The following is a 19,035-nucleotide window of genomic DNA, read 5'->3' as shown; positions in this document are numbered from 1 at the left end:
AGTTAAGCTCTCCAGCGCCGATGGTAGTTGGGACTTTGTCCCTGCGAGAGTAGGACGCTGCCAGGCATAGAGTTAAAAAGCTAAGATACTAAAGTATCTTAGCTTTTTATTTTAGGTGTTAATATTTCCTAAGATAGAAGGATATTTGCATCCGAATACTAGTCCATTGCTGACAAGTGAGTCAGTATACGTTTCAGTTTTGAAGCATGCTGTTGTTCCACAATTTCTTAGACATTATGAGAAATCAGCCTACTTTTTGATGGAGTGCATATATTGGTATAAATGAAAATACTGTTTTATAATTCATATAATAGTAAAAAAGGTGGTGCGGAGATTGGAAACTATAATGAATGAAATATTCCAAGAGGATTTAGACATCATGGTCATTCGATTGCTGATAGCCTTGGTATTGTCAGGAATCATCGGTTTTGAAAGAGAATTGAATAACCATTCTGCCGGTTTCCGTACCCATATACTTGTAGGAGTAGGCGCCTGTCTGATGATGTTGTTATCTGTTTTTGGATTTGAAGAATTTATGCGGCAGTATGATAATGTACGATTTGACCCGGCAAGAATACCTTCTTATGTAATCAGTGGAATTGGCTTTCTTGGGGCAGGGACAATTATTGTATATGGCGGTACCATCCGTGGATTAACTACAGCTGCTTCTATTTGGGCAGTCGCTGGAATAGGACTAGTGGTAGGGGCAGGTATGTATGGTCCAGCTTTATTTACAACGTTAATTATTCTTATCAGCCTTGTCTTTCTAAATAATTTGGAAAGAATGTTCACAAAAGGGCATTCCACAAATATAGTAGAGATAGTAGCTTTATCTGACTTGGAAATCAGCGATGTGATCACTATATTGGAGAACTATAAGCTGAACATCCAAAACGTGGAAATTATTAAAGCGGAGCATAATCTTAGAAAGATATTCATCAAGACAGATCGTATGAAAGATATGGAGAGAATTGCCCTCTTTGAAGAGGTATCACAAGTAAATGAAGTTAGAAATATTTCTGAACTTAAGTAGACATAATGGACGCATCACCTCCTAAGACCTTACACAAATCATTGTTGTAAGGTTTTTTCTATCTACTTTTTGTCTAGACTATACTTAAACAGAATACATAGTATTTGCAAGATGTTTTTTTTACCGTATAATAAGAGTATAGTCAAAGATAGTCAAAGTCAAAAAGACAGCAAGGAGGTGGGGCGCCGGTGAGTAATATTTCTGATGTGATTGAACAGTATCTCAAAAAAATATTACAGACAGAAGGGCAAAATGTCATCGAGATCAAGCGCAGCGAGATTGCGGATCAATTCCAGTGTGTCCCCTCGCAAATTAATTATGTGATTAAGACGCGTTTTACAGTGGAAAAAGGGTATATAGTAGAGAGTAAACGTGGCGGTGGCGGTTATATCCGAATCATGCGTGTCATTCATCAAGATAAATCGGAACTTATCGATGAGGTTATTGAAATGATCAACCCGTCTGTTACCCAGCAGGCTGCAGCTGACATAATGGATCGGCTGATGGAGGAAAAGCTGGTGACGGAGCGGGAAGCAAAACTGATTATGAGCGCAGTGGACCGTACTACATTAGCTTTCCAACTACCTATGCGCGACGAAATACGAGCGCGTGTTCTAACTTCAATGCTCTCCACTTTAAAATACCTGAATAAGTAAGGAGGCTAAAAAGCATGGAATGTCAAGAATGTCATAAACGGCCTGCCACCCTTCATCTCACAAAGGTAATCAATGGAAGCAAGACCACTGTGCATGTATGTGGTGTCTGTGCGAAGGAAATGGGCTATATGAATTCTTCAGAGGAAGGATATTCCCTTCAAAACCTTCTTTCCGGGTTGTTTAATTTCGACCCCGGTGTTTTAGGAGCACAAAAAGGCCAGCCTTATCAGCAATCACAGGAATTTCAATGTCCTGGATGCGGGATGACTTTTTCAGAGTTTCAACGTGTTGGCAAGTTTGGTTGTGCTTCTTGTTATAAAACATTTTCTTCCAGACTTGACCCGATATTCAGGCGGGTACATTCCGGCAACACCCAACATTCCGGAAAGATACCAAAGCGCCAGGGCGGTGATTTGAATAAGAAGAAGCAGCTGGAAAATTATAGAGAACAATTGAAACACCTGATAGAGGAAGAAGCTTTTGAAGAAGCAGCGAAAGTCAGGGACCAAATCAGGGCTCTACAAAGTGACAAGGATGACAGGGAAGCAGGTGAGGGCAACTGATGGCACTGGAGGATTTCATGAAACAAGCAATAAGCCCATGGATGAGGGAAAGTGGGCCTGACAGTGACATTGTATTAAGCAGTCGTATTCGGTTGGCAAGAAACTTTTCGAATGCAGCCTATCCAATCCTGGCCGATCAAAAAAAGCTGGAGGAAATCCATGAGTTCTTCAGGGAGGAGTATGATGAGCAGTCTTTTGAGGATTACGAAAACTTTTCGTTTATTTCTATGGAAGACTTAAGCTCCATCCAAAAGAGGGTGTTGGTTGAAAAGCATTTGGTCAGTCCTCATTTGGTCGAAAATACTCAAGAAGCTGCTGCACTCATTTCTGAAAATGAACAGGTTTCCTTGATGGTAAATGAAGAAGACCATATTCGCCTCCAGGTTTATTTCCCTGGGTTTCAGTTGCCTGAAGCCTTGGAAAAAGCATTTTCTCTGGATGATTGGCTAGAAGAGAAGATTGATTACGCCTATGATGAAACAAGGGGATATCTGACCAGCTGTCCCACCAATGTAGGTACAGGGATGAGGGCTTCGGTGATGATGCACCTTCCTGCTTTGGCCATTACTAAGCAGCTGAATCGCATGACTCCTGCAATCAATCAACTTGGACTGGTGGTCCGGGGGATTTACGGAGAGGGCAGTGAAGCATTAGGAAACCTTTTCCAGATTTCTAATCAAATTACATTGGGCAAAACAGAGGAAGATATTGTTGGAGATTTACAGAGTGTTGTGAAACAATTGATAACACATGAAAGGAATGCCCGCTCCAGATTGATGGAGCAGTCCAGCACCGAGTTGGAAGATCGCATCTTCCGTTCATATGGGGTCCTTGAATATAGCAGAATCATGGAATCCAAAGAAGCAGCCAACCGCTTATCAAATGTACGGCTGGGAATTGATTTAGGTCTTATAAACAACGTGTCCAGAAATATACTGAATGAACTGGTCATCCTTACCCAGCCTGGTTTCCTGCAGCAGTATGCAGAACGGAAACTTTCTGCCAGTGAACGCGATGTGCTGAGAGCTTCGTTGATCCGTGAAAGACTGCAATTAGAAAAGTAGATGGGAGGAAATTTTATATGATGTTTGGACGATTTACGGAAAGGGCACAAAAGGTATTAGCTCTATCACAAGAGGAAGCAGTAAGGTTAGGTCATAACAACATAGGAACCGAACATATTCTCTTAGGCCTAGTCCGTGAAGGGGAAGGCATTGCGGCAAAAGCTTTGCAATCCTTGGGTGTGGAAGTGTCCAATATCCAGGAGCAGGTAGAAGAATTGATTGGTGTCGGTAAACAACCGATGCAATCGATCCACTATACACCAAGGGCAAAAAAAGTGGTGGAACTGTCACAAGATGAGGCAAGGAAGCTGGGGCACTCCTACGTAGGAACCGAACATATCCTCCTTGGGCTCATTCGTGAAGGTGAAGGCGTTGCTGCCCGGGTACTGAACAACTTGGGTGTCAGCTTGAACAAAGCAAGGCAGCAGGTACTCCAGCTCTTAGGAAGCAATGAGTCACAAAGCGGTCGACAGGGAAGGAACGGACAGCAGTCCAATGCAAGCACTCCTACTCTTGATTCTTTGGCGAGGGACTTGACTGTCATCGCGAAAGAAGGAAAAATCGACCCGGTCATCGGTAGGACGAAGGAAATTGAACGTGTTATTCAGGTGTTAAGCCGCCGAACTAAAAACAATCCGGTCCTTGTAGGCGAACCTGGTGTCGGTAAAACAGCTGTAGCAGAAGGCCTTGCACAGCAGATTGTCGATAATGAAGTGCCGGAAATTCTGCGTGATAAACGTGTCATGACACTTGATATGGGAACAGTAGTAGCGGGCACGAAATACCGTGGTGAATTTGAGGATCGCCTGAAGAAGGTCATGGAGGAAATCCGCCAAGCAGGCAATATCATCTTATTCATTGATGAACTCCATACCCTGATTGGAGCCGGAGGTGCTGAAGGTGCCATCGATGCGTCCAACATCCTCAAACCTTCTCTTGCCAGGGGTGAATTACAATGCATCGGGGCAACAACTTTGGATGAATACCGCAAGTACATTGAAAAAGATGCGGCCCTCGAACGGAGGTTCCAGCCAATCCAAGTGGATGAACCTACCTTGGAGGAAACCATACAGATTTTAAATGGGCTGAGAGACCGATATGAAGCCCACCACCGTGTAACTGTTACAGATGAAGCAATTGAGGCTGCGGCACACCTTTCCAACCGCTATATTACGGACAGGTTCCTGCCAGATAAAGCAATTGACTTGATTGATGAGGCAGGATCGAAAGTGCGCCTCCGCTCCTATACTGTTCCACCTAATCTGAAAGAATTGGAACAGAAGCTGGAAGAAGTACGGAAGGAAAAGGATGCAGCCGTACAAAGTCAGGAGTTTGAAAAAGCCGCTTCTCTCAGGGATTCCGAACAACGGCTTCGTGAAGAGTTGGAGGAAACAAAGAAACAATGGAAAGAAAAACAGGGGCAGATAGCTTCTGAAGTAACCGTAGAAGATATAGCCAGTGTCGTGTCCATTTGGACAGGTGTACCGGTTTCTCGTCTGACCAAGGATGAAAGTGAGCGCCTGCTTCATATGGAAGATACCTTGCACAGTCGTGTGATAGGCCAAGAAGAAGCAGTGAATGCAATTTCAAAAGCCATACGCCGTGCTCGTGCTGGCTTGAAAGACCCGAAACGTCCGATCGGTTCATTTATCTTTCTGGGCCCTACCGGCGTAGGTAAGACAGAACTTGCCCGTGCTTTAGCAGAGAGTATGTTTGGTGAGGAAGACGCCATGATCCGAATTGACATGTCTGAGTATATGGAAAAGCATTCGACGTCCCGCCTGGTAGGTTCGCCACCGGGGTATGTGGGCTATGACGAAGGAGGCCAACTGACGGAAAAGGTGAGGACAAAACCATATTCTGTTGTCCTGCTTGATGAAATTGAAAAAGCCCATCCTGAAGTGTTCAATATACTGTTGCAGGTACTGGAAGATGGACGTCTCACTGATTCAAAAGGCCGGTTGGTAGATTTCCGCAATACCGTACTGATCATGACTTCCAACGTAGGGGCAAGTGAATTGCGCCGTAATAAGCATGTAGGCTTCAACTTGCAGGATGAGAATCAGGATTATAAAGATATGAAGTCTAAAGTGATGGATGAGATGAAGAAAGCATTTCGTCCGGAGTTCCTCAACCGGATTGATGAAACCATTGTCTTCCATTCATTAGAGAAAAAGCATATGAAAGATATTGTCACCTTGATGGTAGAGCAGCTGCGCAATCGCCTCAAGGAGCAAGAAATTGAATTTTCTCTAACCGATAAGGCAATTGAAAAAATTGCAAATGAAGGTTTCGATCCAGAGTACGGGGCTCGACCATTGCGCAGGTCCATTCAAAAGAATATTGAAGACCTGTTATCAGAAGAACTTCTCAAGGAAAACATCAGCAAAGGTGAGAAAGTGAAAGTTGGACTCAATAACAAAGGAGACTTCATCCTCCTCCCATAGATGACATCAGGAAAAGCCGGAAGCATTGTCTTCTGGCTTTTCCCCTAAATAGGGTTTTACGTAAAAATATAGGAAAATGTGGCATGCTTGTGGGAAAAACCTCATAAATTGATAGGAAGCTGTAACCTGTAAGGATGCGAATTTGTTTTATACTATAGTTAGTAAGAAAGGATAGAGTTCTTTGGCAAAAAGGAAAACAAAATATGTATGTCAGGAATGCGGCTATGAGTCCGCAAAGTGGATGGGCAAATGTCCCGGCTGTAACCAGTGGAATACAATGGCGGAGGAAATGGAAGCGGCAGCTGCCAACCAGCAGCGCTATTCCGGTGGAATCAGGTCTACTTCTGCCAAACCTGAAAGCATAACATCAATAGAATCTCGCGAAGAACCTAGAATGACGACCAATATGAAAGAGCTGAACCGCGTACTTGGCGGGGGAATTGTACCAGGGTCTCTTGTTTTGATTGGTGGTGACCCAGGGATAGGGAAATCTACATTACTATTACAGATCTCCTCCCAACTGGCTGGGAAAGGGCTGCCTGTTCTTTACATATCCGGTGAGGAATCTACGAGGCAGACAAAGCTTCGAGCTGACCGCCTAGGCGTAAAAGCAGATTTGCTGTATGTTCTCTCGGAGACGAACTTATATGATATATCAAGGCAGATTGAGGAAATAAAACCCTCCTTGGTTGTCATCGATTCCATACAGACAATATTCAGGGAGGAAGTTTCCAGCGCTCCGGGCAGTGTGTCTCAAGTTCGAGAAACGACAAGTGAACTGATGAAAATTGCCAAGACAAGCGGGGTTCCCATATTTATTGTCGGACATGTAACGAAAGAAGGCGCTATAGCAGGCCCTAGACTCTTGGAGCATATGGTGGATGCGGTGCTTTACTTTGAGGGGGAACGGCATCATACGTATCGGATTTTACGAGGAGTAAAAAACCGCTTTGGAAGCACCCATGAAATGGGGATCTTCGAAATGAAGGAAGAGGGTCTTCGAGAAGTGATGAATCCTTCTGAAATATTTCTGGAAGAACGGGCGGAAGGAGCTGCCGGTTCCACAGTGGTTGCCTCAATGGAAGGCACCAGACCTGTACTGGTAGAAATACAGGCATTGATCTCTCCAACTAGCTTCGGAAACCCACGCAGAATGGCTACCGGTATAGACAATAACCGTGTTCCTCTATTGATGGCAGTTTTGGAAAAAAGAGTCGGACTGATGCTGCAGAACCAGGATGCCTATATAAAAGTTGCGGGCGGTGTAAAGCTCGATGAACCTGCAATTGACTTGGCTGTCGCTGTAAGTATTGCCTCCAGTTTTCGCGACCAGCCGACCAAACCGGATGATATTTTCATTGGGGAAGTTGGACTGACAGGAGAAATTAGGCGTATCTCGCGGGTGGAGCAAAGAGTACAGGAGGCGGCAAAGCTAGGATTTAAACGTGTCTTCTGTCCGGCAAAGAACCTGGAAGGGTGGAATGTCCCAGAGGGGATAGAAGTGGTAGGAGTCAATACAGTTCAGGAAGCCCTGGATTTGGGTGTCTCCCGGTAAGCAGCCATACTCCGCAAACAGTATAAGGTAGGATGAAGGCTTTTTGTTTTGGAAGGGTTATTTTTAGTTTGAAAAGGTAATAATAAGGTTAGGAGGTGACGGTGGTGCTAAAATGGATTGTTCATTTATTTTTTGTTGTTTTAGGTGGTACCATTGGGTTTTTGTATATACCGTATATTATTTATCTGTTTGATTTTACAGAAGCAGGCTGGATTGCATCCCCCTATCTAGGTATGGTCGTCGGAGCAATTATATTCTTTCTTCTTTCGTACTGGCTTGCAGATTATATCGTAGGTTTTTTGAAATGGGTCGAGGATACGTTGATCAAGTTGCCAGCCGTTGATTTATTTTTTGGAAGTGTTGGTCTAATTGTTGGCTTGGTTATCGCTTATTTTGTCAATATGCCGCTCCAGGATATTAATATTGAAATCATTTCCCAGGTGCTTCCTTTCTTCATCATGATGCTGCTTGGTTACTTCGGCTTTCGTGTTGGCTTTCGCAGGAGGGATGAATTTGTCAATCTCTTGAATAAGAATCGCAAAGATAGAGAGAAGCGCAAGCCTGCTGAGAACGCAGATACTAGTCAATCGGATGGCAAGCCGAAGCCAAAGATATTGGATACAAGTGTTATTATTGACGGGCGGATCGCGGACATATGCCAGACTCATTTTCTTGAAGGGACGATTGTTATACCCCAATTTGTATTGGGGGAACTCCAGCATATCGCCGATTCTTCTGATACATTGAAACGTAATCGGGGTCGACGAGGGCTCGATGTTCTGAATAGAATGCAGAAAGAGCTGCCGGTTGATGTAGAGATTTATGATGGAGACTTTGAAGAAATTACGGAAGTGGACAGTAAACTGATTAAATTGGCCAAGGTGAATGATGGTGTGGTCGTTACCAATGACTTTAATTTAAATAAGGTATGTGATCTCCAAGGTGTGCCTGTGTTGAATATCAATGATCTTGCCAATGCAGTAAAACCAGTGGTATTACCTGGAGAAGAACTGGTGGTCCAAGTGATTAAAGATGGGAAGGAACATAACCAGGGTGTTGCTTATCTTGATGATGGGACAATGATTGTAGTAGAAGAGGGAAGAAATTATATCGGCAAGACGATTGAAGTTCTGATTACGAGTGTGTTGCAGACCTCAGCTGGCCGAATGATTTTTGCCAAACCAAAATTACTTGAAAAAGCTCAGTAAAAGAGGTATAACTTATAGAGGATATAGTAATTTATAAAAGTGATAACATAGGATTGTTATCACTTTTCTTAGCATTTATATAAAAACATTTACCATTTCTATTCAACTGTTTTTATAAAAGAAAGGGGTCACATCATGACAAAGGAAGTTCGTGTTCGCTATGCACCGAGCCCTACCGGTAATCTGCATATCGGAAACGCACGTACGGCATTATTCAATTACTTATACGCTAAACACTTCGATGGGAAGTTCATCATCCGCATTGAGGATACCGATGACAAACGAAATGTGGAAGGTGGAGAACAAAGCCAGCTGAAATACCTGAACTGGCTTGGGGTCGATTGGGACGAAGGAGCCGATATCGGCGGAGACTACGGACCATACCGTCAGACAGAGCGCCTTGAAATCTATAATAAATATGTAGATGAGCTCTTGGACAGGGGACTGGCTTACAAGTGTTATATGACGGAAGAAGAGCTTGAGGCAGAGCGGGAGGAGCAGCGTCAAAAGGGCGAAGTTCCTAAGTACTCTGGAGCCCACCGTGACCTGTCAGAGGAAGAAATCACCCGTTTTGAACAGGAAGGGCGTCAGCCAAGTATAAGGTTGCGTGTGCCGGAAAACCACAGTTATACTTTCCATGACCTTGTCCGTGGCAATATCACTTTTGAATCCAGTGATTTCGGCGACTGGGTAATTGTGAAGAAAAATGGAATTCCTACCTATAACTTTGCGGTAGCAATAGATGATCACTTAATGAAGATCTCTCATGTATTGCGAGGAGAAGAGCATATCTCCAATACACCAAAACAGATGATGGTCTATGAGGCCTTTGGGTGGGAAGCTCCACAATTCGGACATATGACCCTCATCCTCAATGAAGAAAGGAAGAAGCTGAGCAAACGTGATGAACATATCCTTCAGTTTATCGAACAGTACGATAGACTTGGCTATCTGCCAGAAGCTCTCTTCAATTTCATCACTTTGCTAGGCTGGTCTCCTGTTGGGGAGGAAGAGATATTTGATAAAGAAACATTGATTGATATCTTTGACCCGGACAGGCTCTCCACTTCAGCGGCTATTTTTGATCGACATAAATTAAAGTGGATGAACAATGAATATATCAAAGCAGCAGACCTTGATCGTGTGATTGATTTGGCTATGCCTCATTTGGTTGAGGCGGGTAGGGTATCTGCTGATATGGATGAAAAAACACGTGATTGGGCTGAAAAGGTTATCTCACTGTATCGTGAACAGCTTAGATATGGAGCGGAAATTGTAGAACTGACAGAGCTGTTCTTCCAGGAGGAGTTATCTTTTGACGAAGGAGCAATGGATGTATTGCAACAAGAGCAAGTACCTGAAGTATTACAGGTGTTTGCCGATAAACTAATCCACTTGGACGAATTCGAAAAAGATTCCATCAAGGCGCAAATCAAGGCGACCCAAAAAGAGACAGGACATCGGGGGAAAAAGCTTTTCATGCCTATCCGTGTTGCCACGACCGGTCAGACACATGGGCCTGAGCTTCCAACCGCCATTGAATTGATGGGCAGGGAAGCCATTGTACGCCGTCTCGATAAGGTACTGAAGCAGCTGGGAGCTTAAAGGGTTCACAATACGCCCGAAATGTAATATAGTAATTATAAATAGTGGAACGTTGACAAGGAAAAGTAGGAAACAACCGACTTACTCAGAGAGAACCACATTTGCTGCGAGTGGTTTTAAGCATTGTTTTCGAAGTGCCCCTTGGAGTCCGGCATGGAAAGCCTAGTACATGGCGGCGGAACTCTCCCGTTATGAGAGCATTGAGCCGGGAGGAGAGTGACCTCTTCTTCAAGCAGAGTGGAACCGCGCCAAAGCGTCTCTGTGTAGTCATTAATCTACACAGAGGCGCTTTTTATTCGTTCCATTAAGCTCGAGAGCTCAAGATAGTCCATGAATGAATCCACCATGAGTTTGGGAATGGCAAGGTTCTAAAGGTAAAATATACAGTCAGACTGCCCACCTGCCGCTTTACATGAAAGCGGGAAAGGTACAAGCGGCAAAGTTACTGGCAAAAGGGAATAAGGAGGAGAAACGATGGGTTTTTTCAAACGGATGAGAGAAGATATGGATGTAGTCTTTGAACAGGATCCTGCTGCAAGGTCCTATATTGAAGTAATGCTTACCTACTCGGGACTTCATGCTGTATGGGGACACCGCATTGCCCATGCTTTCTACAAAAGAAAGATGTTTTTCCTCGCCCGTCTCATTTCACAAATCAGCCGTTTCATCACAGGGATAGAGATACATCCAGGAGCAAAAATCGGCCGGCGGTTTTTTATTGATCATGGGATGGGAGTCGTTATAGGGGAGACATGCGAGATTGGCGATAATGTTACTGTGTTTCAAGGTGTTACCTTGGGTGGCACGGGAAAAGAAAAAGGCAAGCGTCATCCGACAGTAAAAGATTATGCCCTTATTGCAACTGGCGCCAAGGTGCTAGGTTCAATCACCATCGGAGAGAATGCAAAAGTAGGCGGTGGTTCCGTGGTGCTGAAGGACGTCCCGGACCATGCAACGGTAGTAGGCATTCCAGGCCGGGTGGTCAAACAGAATGGTGAAAAGGTGCGAAGAGATCTCGACCACCACAAAATTCCTGATCCAGTTGCAGACAGATGTGCTCATTTACAAAGGGAAATAGACGAATTGAGAGCGGAAATTGCCAGAATGAAAGAGGGTAAACAGTATGTCGATTAAAGTATATAATACATTAACGCGTCAGAAAGAGGAGTTTCAACCGATCGAAGAGGGCAGAGTGCGGATGTATGTATGTGGTCCTACCGTGTACAATTATATTCATATTGGGAATGCCCGCCCGGCTATTGTATTCGATACGGTAAGGAGATACTTGGAATATAAAGGTTATGAAGTGGATTATGTCCTGAACTTCACGGATGTGGATGACAAAATCATTAAAAGGGCAAATGAGCTCGGCGAAGGAGTCCAGACTGTTGCCGACCGCTATATTGATGCCTATCTGGAAGATGTCGGAGCATTAGGAGTCAAGAAGGCCACTTATAACCCAAGAGTAATGGAGACAATGGATGAAATTATTGCTTTCATTGCAGGCCTGATTGACAAAGGTTTTGCTTATGAAGCAGATGGAGATGTCTATTTTAAGCCCCGTGCGTTTAAAGAATACGGAAAGCTATCTCACCAGTCAATTGACGAACTGCGTTCCGGTGCCAGGATAAAGGTCGGGGAGAAGAAAGAAGATCCATTGGACTTTGCTTTGTGGAAAAAGGCAAAAGATGGCGAAATCGCTTGGGCATCACCATGGGGGCAAGGACGTCCTGGCTGGCATATCGAATGCTCTGCCATGGCGAAGAAATACCTTGGAGAGACAATTGACATTCATGCCGGGGGGCAAGATTTGGCTTTCCCGCACCATGAAAATGAGATAGCCCAATCTGAAGCAGGGAACGGAAAATCCTTCGCGAAATATTGGATGCACAATGGGTATATTAATATAGATAATGAAAAGATGTCGAAGTCGCTTGGCAACTTTGTGCTTACGAGAGACTTGATCTCGAAACATGACCCTCAAGTAGTCCGCTTCTTTATGCTGAGTGTCCATTACCGAAACCCGATCAACTTTACAGAGGAACTGCTGGAGAGTTCAGAAAATAGTCTTGATCGAATCAGAACCGCTTATCTTAATTTAGAGCATCGTAAGCAGTCTAGTATGAATCTAACTGACGACGAGCAGAAGTGGCTGGATAAGGTTGCAGGGCTGAAGCAGCAATTCGAGGCTGAAATGAATGATGACTTTAACACAGCCAACGCGATTTCTGTACTGTTCGACCTTACTAAGGAGGCAAACGTATACCTTGAATCCAATCAGACATCGGTTCCAGTGATTGAGGCATTCATGGAAGCGGCTGAGTCGTTTTCACAAGTTTTAGGGATTACCTTGGAACAGGAAGAGGACCTGCTTGATGAAGAGGTAGAGGCATTAATTGAAGAGCGCTCAGAGGCTAGGAAAAAACGCAACTTTGCTCGGGCAGATGAAATAAGGGATCTGCTGAAAGAGAGAAACATCATTCTGGAGGACACCCCTCAAGGAGTGCGCTGGAAGAGAGGATAACCATGGATCAAGATGTGAAGCAGATGAAAAGTTTGGCCCTCGCCTATATGGGGGATGCTGTGTTTGAAATGTATGTACGCGAATATTTATTGAAATCCGGCCAGGTAAAACCTAACCAATTGCATCAAAAAGCAGTTGGTTTTGTATCGGGGAAAGCCCAGGCAGCCGTAGTTCTGTATTGGTTGGACACCGATGCCCTCCAAGAAGAGGAGGAGCGTATCGTAGCGCGTGGCAGGAATGCCAAATCCGGTTCAACCCCAAAAAATACAAGTGTACAGACTTATCGCTACAGTACTGCCTTCGAAGCACTAATTGGTTATCATTATCTTTCCGGTAACCATGATCGTTTGGAGCAACTGCTGGCCCAAGCAGTGAATATAACTGAAAGGAGCAATCGGGATGGAACAACAGCAGGAGATGATCATCGGTAAAAACCCTGTGCTGGAAGCATTGAAATCAGGTAGGTCCGTTAACAAAGTCCTGGTTTCCGAACAGCTGAACCCTAAAGTACAGGGCAAAATCATCCACGAAAGCAAAGAAGCGGGAACTATCGTACAGAAAGTACCCAAAAATAAGCTGGATCAGGCAGCATCTGGAAATCATCAAGGTGTTATAGCATATGTGGCATCCTACCAGTATGCTTCCCTGGAAGACCTATTCAAGCGGGCGGAAGAAAAAAAGGAAGATCCCTTTTTTATTATCCTGGACGAGCTGGAAGACCCTCATAATCTAGGGTCGATTCTTCGTACAGCAGACGCAGCAGGAGTGCATGGTGTCATCATTCCAAAGCGGAGGTCCGTGGGTTTGACTGCTACGGTGGCAAAGACAGCAGCAGGAGCTATGGAGCATATACCTGTAGCCCGTGTTACTAATATCGCAAATACGATAGATGAATTGAAAGAGCGAAATGTTTGGGTAGTCGGTACAGAAGCAAATGCTACGGAGGATTATCGGCGGTTAGAAGGAACTCTCCCCCTTGCACTCGTCATTGGGAATGAAGGAAAGGGCATGAGCAGACTAGTGCAGAAGAAATGCGACTGGACGGTCAGCCTTCCAATGAGAGGGAAGGTTTCATCTCTTAATGCTTCTGTTGCTTGCAGCCTGCTACTATATGAGGTGTACCGTAAAAGGTTGCCGCTTGGTGAAGAGTAATGAATATACTGGTGGTTGACGGTTATAACGTCATAGGTGCATGGGGGGAATTGCAGAGGCTTAAAGAAAAGGATATGTCCCAAGCGCGCGACCGGCTGATTGATTTAATGGCTGAATATCAGGCTTATACTGGAATGAGGGTCATTATTGTATTTGACGCTTATTATGTGAGAGGTACGGCTTCCAAATTGGAGGCATATAAAGTAGAGGTTATATTCACCAAAGAAAAGGAAACGGCTGATGAATGTATTGAAAAGCTCGTAAAGGATCTCAAGAACGTACAGAACCAAGTGTATGTAGTAACTAATGATTATACAGAACAGCGCACCATTTTCAGCCGGGGAGCCCTCCGTAAATCTGCCAGGGAATTACTGATCGAATTAGGTAATATTGAGAGGGAAATAGAGGAGAACATCAAAACACATCAAAAAACAAGGCCACAGACAAAAATAGCTTTGAGTGACGAAGTGTTGAAAAAATTTGAAAAGTGGAGAAGAGGGGATGCATAGGCGATGCAAGTACTGTTATGCCGCATATTATCCCCTTTTTGGCATTGACTCTAGTAAAACGCTTACTGTATAATAATTCTAAATTGACTGTACGTGTCCAGGGGGGGCTATGTGGTGAGTGTCAAGCAGTTAGCGGCAGATGATTATAACTTGAGTATGCTTGATGATGATGAAATCCTTCGTTTAATTCATCAAGAGGATAGCAATGCATTGGATTTTCTCATAAATAAATACAAAAATTTTGTATGGGCCAAAGCGCGTACCTATTTCCTTGTAGGAGCAGATAAAGAGGATATCATTCAAGAGGGGATGATTGGCCTCTATAAGGCTATCCGGGATTATGATAAAGAGAAGCAGTCATCATTCAAGGCCTTTGCTGAGTTGTGTGTGACAAGGCAGATTATCACTGCGATCAAAACAGCTACAAGGCAGAAGCATATTCCCCTTAACTCCTATGTTTCGCTGGACAAGCCTATGTACGATGAGGAAACCGACAGAACATTGCTCGATGTGATTGCCGGTTCTAAAACAATAGACCCGCAGGAACTGCTGATAAACAGAGAAAAGTATGGAGATATGGAAAGCAGGTTATCCGAACTGTTAAGTGGTCTGGAAAAGCAAGTGCTTCATCTCTATTTAGATGGCCAAACCTATCAGGAGATTTCGGTGGTTCTCGACAGACATGTCAAATCCATCGATAATGCCTTGCAACGGGTGAAGCGAAAATTGGAGCAACTGATAGAAACGGAAAAAGTCAAATACTGACTGCTGCTATCATGGGCTGATTGACAGAGGTGCTGCCCCATGCTACATTAGAAAGTGTGTAAAAAAGGCCCTGAAACGGGGTGGTATAATGAGTAAGAAAATAGTTCTAGCGTGTGCAAATTGTTCTAACAGAAATTATTCGACAAATAAAAATGTATCTGCGCAGGGCACACGGCTAGAAGTAAAAAAATACTGTAAAATATGTGGTAAGCATACGATGCACCAAGAGACGAAGTGAACGCCCGGTTAAGGCAGAGTTTAGGGGGTACAGACATGTTCTCGTTTTTGAAGAATGTCTCCAGAGAGATGAAGAAGGTAAGTTGGCCGAAAGGAAAAGAATTGACTGCATACACGATTACGGTTATATCCACGGTGGCATTTGTAGCGGTTTTCTTTGCAATTGTCGATTTTGGAATTTCTCAGGCTTTGAACGCCTTCTTTGAATAAATACTAGAAAATTATGCTATAATGAAAATAAATATTCCTTTAAAAAAACCCGGCTGGACGGGTTTTTTAAATTGCCTCAAATTAGCAATTAGCAAGGTGCGGTACAGAATCGCCTTTGCTTGAGAATAGATGTCCGCCAAAAAAGTTAAGGGAGGGAAGGGCGAAAGCCGCCCTGATTAAATGGAGAAAAACTGGTATGTTATTCATACGTATTCCGGGTATGAAAACAAAGTGAAAATGAACTTGGAAAAACGAGTGGAGACAATGGGCATGGAAGATAAAATCTTTCGTGTGATCGTCCCGGAAGATGAAGAAACGGAAATAAAAGACGGGAAGCGGAAGGTCGTTAAGAAGAAGTCTTTCCCTGGCTATGTGCTGACAGAAATGATTATGACAGACGATTCCTGGTATGTCGTGAGAAACACGCCAGGTGTCACTGGATTCATCGGCTCCAGTGGAGGCGGGGCAAAGCCGACTCCACTACTCCCCGGGGAAGCAGAAGCCGTTCTGAAACGTATGGGAGTTGATGAAGCGCCGGTGCAGCTGGACTTTGACTTGAAAGAGCATGTCCGTGTCACAGATGGGCCGTTTACAGACTTTACAGGTACCATCGAACATATCGATCTGGATAAGCAGAAAATCAAAGTACATGTAAATATGTTCGGGAGAGAAACCCCAGTGGAGTTAGACTTCAATCAAATTGAAAAGCTCGGCTGATTATAAGTAAGCAAGAAAATTCAGCGGGGGACTTGCAATATTTCCTGAAACATGCTAAAATTCTTTTGTTATTCATGCTTGGCATTGAATATGGCAAATAGGAGTGGGAGGGTACCAGACAGGACCCTATTACCACATCACGGACTTTAAGGAGGTGTGTCTCGTGGCTAAAAAAGTAATCAAGCTAGTAAAACTGCAAATTCCAGCTGGAAAAGCAAACCCGGCACCGCCAGTAGGACCGGCATTGGGTCAAGCGGGTGTTAACATCATGGGATTCTGTAAGGAATTCAACGCACGCACGCAAGACCAGGCGGGTATGATTATTCCTGTTGAAATTACGGTGTTTGAAGACCGTTCATTTACATTTATTACTAAAACTCCACCGGCTGCTGTTCTGTTGAAGAAAGCGGCAGGCATTGAAACTGCTTCAGGGGAGCCTAACCGTAATAAAGTTGCTAGTGTTCAACGCGATCAAGTTAAGGAAATCGCTGAAACTAAAATGCAAGACCTTAACGCCGCTGATGTAGATGCAGCTATGCGCATGGTTGAAGGTACAGCCCGCAGCATGGGTATCACCATCGAAGATTAATGATTGATTAATACGGTGCAGGTTGCGAGTGACATGCCATTACCCGCAACCTTTTTCGTAAGATTGACAGCATTTCGGGGAACTCCTTGGAATGTCTGTCATTCTAAGCTTTATAAAAGTGTTTTGCTTTTATAAGTGGGAGGTCTTACCGTTATAACCACAATAGAGGAGGAATAATATGGCAAAAACAGGCAAAAAACATCAAGAAGCTCTAAAGCTTGTTGATCGTTCAAAAGCATATGATATAAAAGAAGCAGTCGCTTTGGCAAAAGAAGCTTCCAAAGCTAATTTTGATGAAACTGTCGAAGCTGCATTCCGTTTAGGTGTGGATCCTAAGAAAGCTGACCAGCAATTGCGTGGAGCAATGGTGCTTCCGCACGGAACTGGTAAAACACAGCGTGTATTGGTATTCGCCAAAGGCGATAAAGCCAAAGAAGCTGAAGCAGCTGGAGCAGATTATGTAGGAGAAGAGGAATACATCAATAAAATCAACCAAGGATGGTTTGAATTTGATGTGATTGTTGCCACTCCTGACATGATGGCTGAAGTTGGTAAGCTGGGACGTGTGTTGGGACCGAAAGGCCTGATGCCTAATCCTAAAACCGGAACAGTGACTTTCGACGTGGAAAAAGCTGTTAAGGACGTTAAAGCCGGACAGGTTGAGTACCGTGTGGACAAGTCCGCCAACGTACATGTACCTATCGGCAAACTTTCATTCGAAGATGATAAACTGGTGGACAACTTTGCTGCTCTTGCGGAGCAACTGGTAAAAGTGAAGCCGCAAAGCGCTAAAGGCACATACATGAAGAATGTTTCTATCGCTTCTACTATGGGTCCTGGAATCAAGGTCGATGTATCCAACTACCGCTAATCGGTTGTTGACATCCTGATTTCTATCCAGTATAATGAAAAATGTTGTGAATTGAATACGTTGTACCGTAGACAGCAGGGGCGATAATACGCTTAATATCCTGCCGAGGTGTTTTAATACAGATGTGAAAGTCACCTATGTGATTTTTCCGTTTGTAATATAAAGCTCCCATGTCTACATGGGAGCTTTTCTAATATATCCATTGGTCAGGAAGGTGCTCCCTGCACCATGCGGATTTCTCGAACGGTATGATGAATGCTAACAGGAGGTGGAATAATGTCTAACGTAATTGAGCAGAAAAAACAGGTTGTAGAAGAAATTACAGAGAAGTTTCAAAAGAGCCAAACATCTGTACTAGTGGATTACCGTGGTCTTGATGTTGCTGAAGTAACACAGCTGCGTAAAGAGCTTCGTGACGCAGGCATCGACTTCAAAGTCTACAAGAATACGATGACCCGTCGTGCGGTTGAGTCTGCTGAACTGACAGAATTGAATGATCTGCTTACAGGACCAAACGCTCTGGCTTTCAGTAATGACGACGTTGTAGCTCCGGCTAAGATCCTGAATAACTTCGCCAAAGATCATGACGCATTGGAAATTAAAGGTGGCGTTATTGAAGGAAAGGTTGCAACAGTTGATCAATTGAAAGAACTTGCAGAACTTCCAAACTATGAAGGTATGGTCTCCATGCTTCTTAGTGTACTACAAGCTCCAGTTCGTAACTTTGCTTATGCTGCCAAAGCAGTTTCTGAGCAAAAAGAAGAACAAGGGGAATAAGGTGAACAGCGGCCATTGTGCCGATCCAGTTCGTTTCAATAAAAAATATATTATAAAACCAGGAGGAATTTTATCATGAATAACGAGCAAATCATTGATGCGATTAAAGAAATGTCCGTTCTTGAACTGAATGACTTAGTTAAAGCAATCGAAGAAGAATTTGGTGTAACTGCAGCAGCTCCAGTTGCAGCAGCAGGTGCAGCAGCAGGCGGAGAAGCAGCAGAAGAGCAAACTGAATTCGACGTAGTATTGACTGGTGCCGGTGCTTCTAAGATCAAAGTTGTTAAGGCAGTTCGTGAAATCACTGGTCTTGGCCTGAAAGATGCTAAAGACTTGGTAGATAACGCTCCTAAACCAGTTAAAGAAGGCATCTCTAAAGAAGAAGCTGAAGAAATTCAAGGCAAGCTTGAAGAAGCTGGCGCTGAAATCGAAGTTAAGTAATAACCTATTAATTACATGTAAGCTCGTCGTGCTACGGCGGGCTTTCTATATCTTATCGGCGAAATCTGTTTTGCCGGCTCCGACGCAATCCCACTATCTGGTTTCCCTCCAG

At 44.0% G+C, this 19,035-nt stretch carries 21 protein-coding genes and 2 other annotated features; all 21 genes read left to right on the top strand.

What is annotated here, in order from left to right:
- Positions 1-379: 379 nt before the first annotated feature.
- The 21 genes from ACFOGI_RS11885 to rplL all read left to right on the top strand — a co-directional run bounded on the left by ACFOGI_RS11885 (position 380) and on the right by rplL (position 18,923).
- The gene (locus ACFOGI_RS11885) at positions 380-1,033 is read left to right on the top strand and encodes an MgtC/SapB family protein (RefSeq protein WP_390272772.1); all 654 of its coding nucleotides are present in this window, start codon (positions 380-382) and stop codon (positions 1,031-1,033) included.
- A gap of 188 nt (positions 1,034-1,221) precedes the next feature.
- The gene (locus ACFOGI_RS11880; RefSeq protein WP_390272761.1) at positions 1,222-1,689 is read left to right on the top strand and encodes a CtsR family transcriptional regulator; all 468 of its coding nucleotides are present in this window, start codon (positions 1,222-1,224) and stop codon (positions 1,687-1,689) included.
- Positions 1,690-1,703: 14 nt separating this feature from the next.
- Positions 1,704-2,252, top strand: a complete 549-nt coding sequence (locus tag ACFOGI_RS11875) for a UvrB/UvrC motif-containing protein (RefSeq protein WP_390272759.1) — start codon at positions 1,704-1,706, stop codon at positions 2,250-2,252.
- Positions 2,252-3,316 carry a protein arginine kinase gene (locus tag ACFOGI_RS11870; protein ID WP_390272757.1) on the top strand — a complete coding sequence of 355 codons (1,065 nt, stop codon included), beginning with the start codon at positions 2,252-2,254 and terminating at the stop codon, positions 3,314-3,316. Before ACFOGI_RS11875 ends, ACFOGI_RS11870 begins: the two co-directional genes overlap by 1 nt.
- Before the next feature lie 17 nt (positions 3,317-3,333).
- The gene (clpC, locus tag ACFOGI_RS11865; protein ID WP_390272755.1) at positions 3,334-5,763 is read left to right on the top strand and encodes an ATP-dependent protease ATP-binding subunit ClpC; all 2,430 of its coding nucleotides are present in this window, start codon (positions 3,334-3,336) and stop codon (positions 5,761-5,763) included.
- Positions 5,764-5,944: 181 nt separating this feature from the next.
- Complete coding sequence (radA, locus tag ACFOGI_RS11860; protein ID WP_390272752.1) at positions 5,945-7,318, top strand: DNA repair protein RadA; 1,374 nt, start codon at positions 5,945-5,947, stop codon at positions 7,316-7,318.
- A 104-nt stretch (positions 7,319-7,422) separates the two neighbouring features.
- Positions 7,423-8,526, top strand: coding sequence for a PIN/TRAM domain-containing protein (locus ACFOGI_RS11855; RefSeq protein ID WP_390272750.1), 1,104 nt, complete (start codon positions 7,423-7,425; stop codon positions 8,524-8,526).
- A gap of 135 nt (positions 8,527-8,661) precedes the next feature.
- Positions 8,662-10,131 (top strand): glutamate--tRNA ligase, encoded by a 1,470-nt coding sequence (gltX, locus tag ACFOGI_RS11850; protein WP_390272748.1) that lies wholly within the window; start codon positions 8,662-8,664, stop codon positions 10,129-10,131.
- Between the two features lie 43 nt (positions 10,132-10,174).
- Positions 10,175-10,395: a binding site (T-box leader), on the top strand.
- A gap of 210 nt (positions 10,396-10,605) precedes the next feature.
- On the top strand, positions 10,606-11,265 hold the full coding sequence (gene cysE, locus ACFOGI_RS11845; RefSeq protein WP_390272746.1) for a serine O-acetyltransferase: 660 nt from the start codon (positions 10,606-10,608) through the stop codon (positions 11,263-11,265).
- Entirely contained in the window at positions 11,255-12,655 is a 1,401-nt protein-coding gene (gene cysS / locus ACFOGI_RS11840; RefSeq protein WP_390272744.1) for a cysteine--tRNA ligase, read from the top strand. The genes cysE and cysS overlap by 11 nt, the downstream gene beginning before the upstream one ends.
- Positions 12,656-12,657: 2 nt before the next feature.
- The gene (locus ACFOGI_RS11835; RefSeq protein ID WP_390272741.1) at positions 12,658-13,086 is read left to right on the top strand and encodes a Mini-ribonuclease 3; all 429 of its coding nucleotides are present in this window, start codon (positions 12,658-12,660) and stop codon (positions 13,084-13,086) included.
- Positions 13,055-13,807 (top strand): 23S rRNA (guanosine(2251)-2'-O)-methyltransferase RlmB, encoded by a 753-nt coding sequence (gene rlmB / locus ACFOGI_RS11830; protein WP_390272738.1) that lies wholly within the window; start codon positions 13,055-13,057, stop codon positions 13,805-13,807. The genes ACFOGI_RS11835 and rlmB overlap by 32 nt, the downstream gene beginning before the upstream one ends.
- Positions 13,807-14,316: an NYN domain-containing protein gene (locus ACFOGI_RS11825; protein ID WP_390272736.1), complete on the top strand. Its 510-nt coding sequence runs from the start codon at positions 13,807-13,809 to the stop codon at positions 14,314-14,316. Before rlmB ends, ACFOGI_RS11825 begins: the two co-directional genes overlap by 1 nt.
- Positions 14,317-14,466: 150 nt before the next feature.
- Positions 14,467-15,081: an RNA polymerase sporulation sigma factor SigH gene (gene sigH / locus ACFOGI_RS11820; RefSeq protein ID WP_390272769.1), complete on the top strand. Its 615-nt coding sequence runs from the start codon at positions 14,467-14,469 to the stop codon at positions 15,079-15,081.
- Positions 15,082-15,169: 88 nt separating this feature from the next.
- Positions 15,170-15,319 carry a 50S ribosomal protein L33 gene (gene rpmG / locus ACFOGI_RS11815; protein ID WP_390272734.1) on the top strand — a complete coding sequence of 50 codons (150 nt, stop codon included), beginning with the start codon at positions 15,170-15,172 and terminating at the stop codon, positions 15,317-15,319.
- Between the two features lie 35 nt (positions 15,320-15,354).
- Positions 15,355-15,528: a preprotein translocase subunit SecE gene (gene secE, locus ACFOGI_RS11810; protein ID WP_390272732.1), complete on the top strand. Its 174-nt coding sequence runs from the start codon at positions 15,355-15,357 to the stop codon at positions 15,526-15,528.
- A 180-nt stretch (positions 15,529-15,708) separates the two neighbouring features.
- Positions 15,709-16,245, top strand: coding sequence for a transcription termination/antitermination protein NusG (gene nusG, locus ACFOGI_RS11805; protein WP_390272730.1), 537 nt, complete (start codon positions 15,709-15,711; stop codon positions 16,243-16,245).
- 163 nt (positions 16,246-16,408) lie between these two features.
- Positions 16,409-16,834 carry a 50S ribosomal protein L11 gene (gene rplK, locus ACFOGI_RS11800; protein WP_390272728.1) on the top strand — a complete coding sequence of 142 codons (426 nt, stop codon included), beginning with the start codon at positions 16,409-16,411 and terminating at the stop codon, positions 16,832-16,834.
- Positions 16,835-17,012: 178 nt separating this feature from the next.
- A complete protein-coding gene (gene rplA, locus ACFOGI_RS11795; protein ID WP_390272726.1) occupies positions 17,013-17,705 on the top strand; it encodes a 50S ribosomal protein L1 in 693 nt (230 codons plus the stop codon).
- Between the two features lie 47 nt (positions 17,706-17,752).
- Positions 17,753-17,906 (top strand) — a sequence feature (ribosomal protein L10 leader region).
- Positions 17,907-17,981: 75 nt separating this feature from the next.
- Positions 17,982-18,482 (top strand): 50S ribosomal protein L10, encoded by a 501-nt coding sequence (gene rplJ, locus ACFOGI_RS11790; protein ID WP_390272724.1) that lies wholly within the window; start codon positions 17,982-17,984, stop codon positions 18,480-18,482.
- Between the two features lie 75 nt (positions 18,483-18,557).
- Entirely contained in the window at positions 18,558-18,923 is a 366-nt protein-coding gene (rplL, locus tag ACFOGI_RS11785) for a 50S ribosomal protein L7/L12 (RefSeq protein ID WP_390272721.1), read from the top strand.
- Positions 18,924-19,035: the final 112 nt, after the last annotated feature.

Origin of the sequence: Virgibacillus xinjiangensis, assembly GCF_042643145.1 — a bacterium.
GTDB lineage: Bacteria > Bacillota > Bacilli > Bacillales > Amphibacillaceae > Virgibacillus_O > Virgibacillus_O xinjiangensis.
This window is presented reverse-complemented; position numbering and strand designations above follow the sequence as displayed.

Coding starts and splice junctions, on each gene's coding strand:
- ACFOGI_RS11885 (WP_390272772.1), top strand. CDS start 380: ATGGTCATTCGATTGCTGATAGCCTTGGTATTGTCAGGAATCATCGGT.
- ACFOGI_RS11875 (WP_390272759.1), top strand. CDS start 1,704: ATGGAATGTCAAGAATGTCATAAACGGCCTGCCACCCTTCATCTCACA.
- ACFOGI_RS11870 (WP_390272757.1), top strand. CDS start 2,252: ATGGCACTGGAGGATTTCATGAAACAAGCAATAAGCCCATGGATGAGG.
- clpC (WP_390272755.1), top strand. CDS start 3,334: ATGATGTTTGGACGATTTACGGAAAGGGCACAAAAGGTATTAGCTCTA.
- gltX (WP_390272748.1), top strand. CDS start 8,662: ATGACAAAGGAAGTTCGTGTTCGCTATGCACCGAGCCCTACCGGTAAT.
- cysE (WP_390272746.1), top strand. CDS start 10,606: ATGGGTTTTTTCAAACGGATGAGAGAAGATATGGATGTAGTCTTTGAA.
- cysS (WP_390272744.1), top strand. CDS start 11,255: ATGTCGATTAAAGTATATAATACATTAACGCGTCAGAAAGAGGAGTTT.
- ACFOGI_RS11835 (WP_390272741.1), top strand. CDS start 12,658: ATGGATCAAGATGTGAAGCAGATGAAAAGTTTGGCCCTCGCCTATATG.
- rlmB (WP_390272738.1), top strand. CDS start 13,055: ATGGAACAACAGCAGGAGATGATCATCGGTAAAAACCCTGTGCTGGAA.
- ACFOGI_RS11825 (WP_390272736.1), top strand. CDS start 13,807: ATGAATATACTGGTGGTTGACGGTTATAACGTCATAGGTGCATGGGGG.
- rpmG (WP_390272734.1), top strand. CDS start 15,170: ATGAGTAAGAAAATAGTTCTAGCGTGTGCAAATTGTTCTAACAGAAAT.
- secE (WP_390272732.1), top strand. CDS start 15,355: ATGTTCTCGTTTTTGAAGAATGTCTCCAGAGAGATGAAGAAGGTAAGT.
- nusG (WP_390272730.1), top strand. CDS start 15,709: ATGGAGAAAAACTGGTATGTTATTCATACGTATTCCGGGTATGAAAAC.
- rplA (WP_390272726.1), top strand. CDS start 17,013: ATGGCAAAAACAGGCAAAAAACATCAAGAAGCTCTAAAGCTTGTTGAT.
- rplJ (WP_390272724.1), top strand. CDS start 17,982: ATGTCTAACGTAATTGAGCAGAAAAAACAGGTTGTAGAAGAAATTACA.
- rplL (WP_390272721.1), top strand. CDS start 18,558: ATGAATAACGAGCAAATCATTGATGCGATTAAAGAAATGTCCGTTCTT.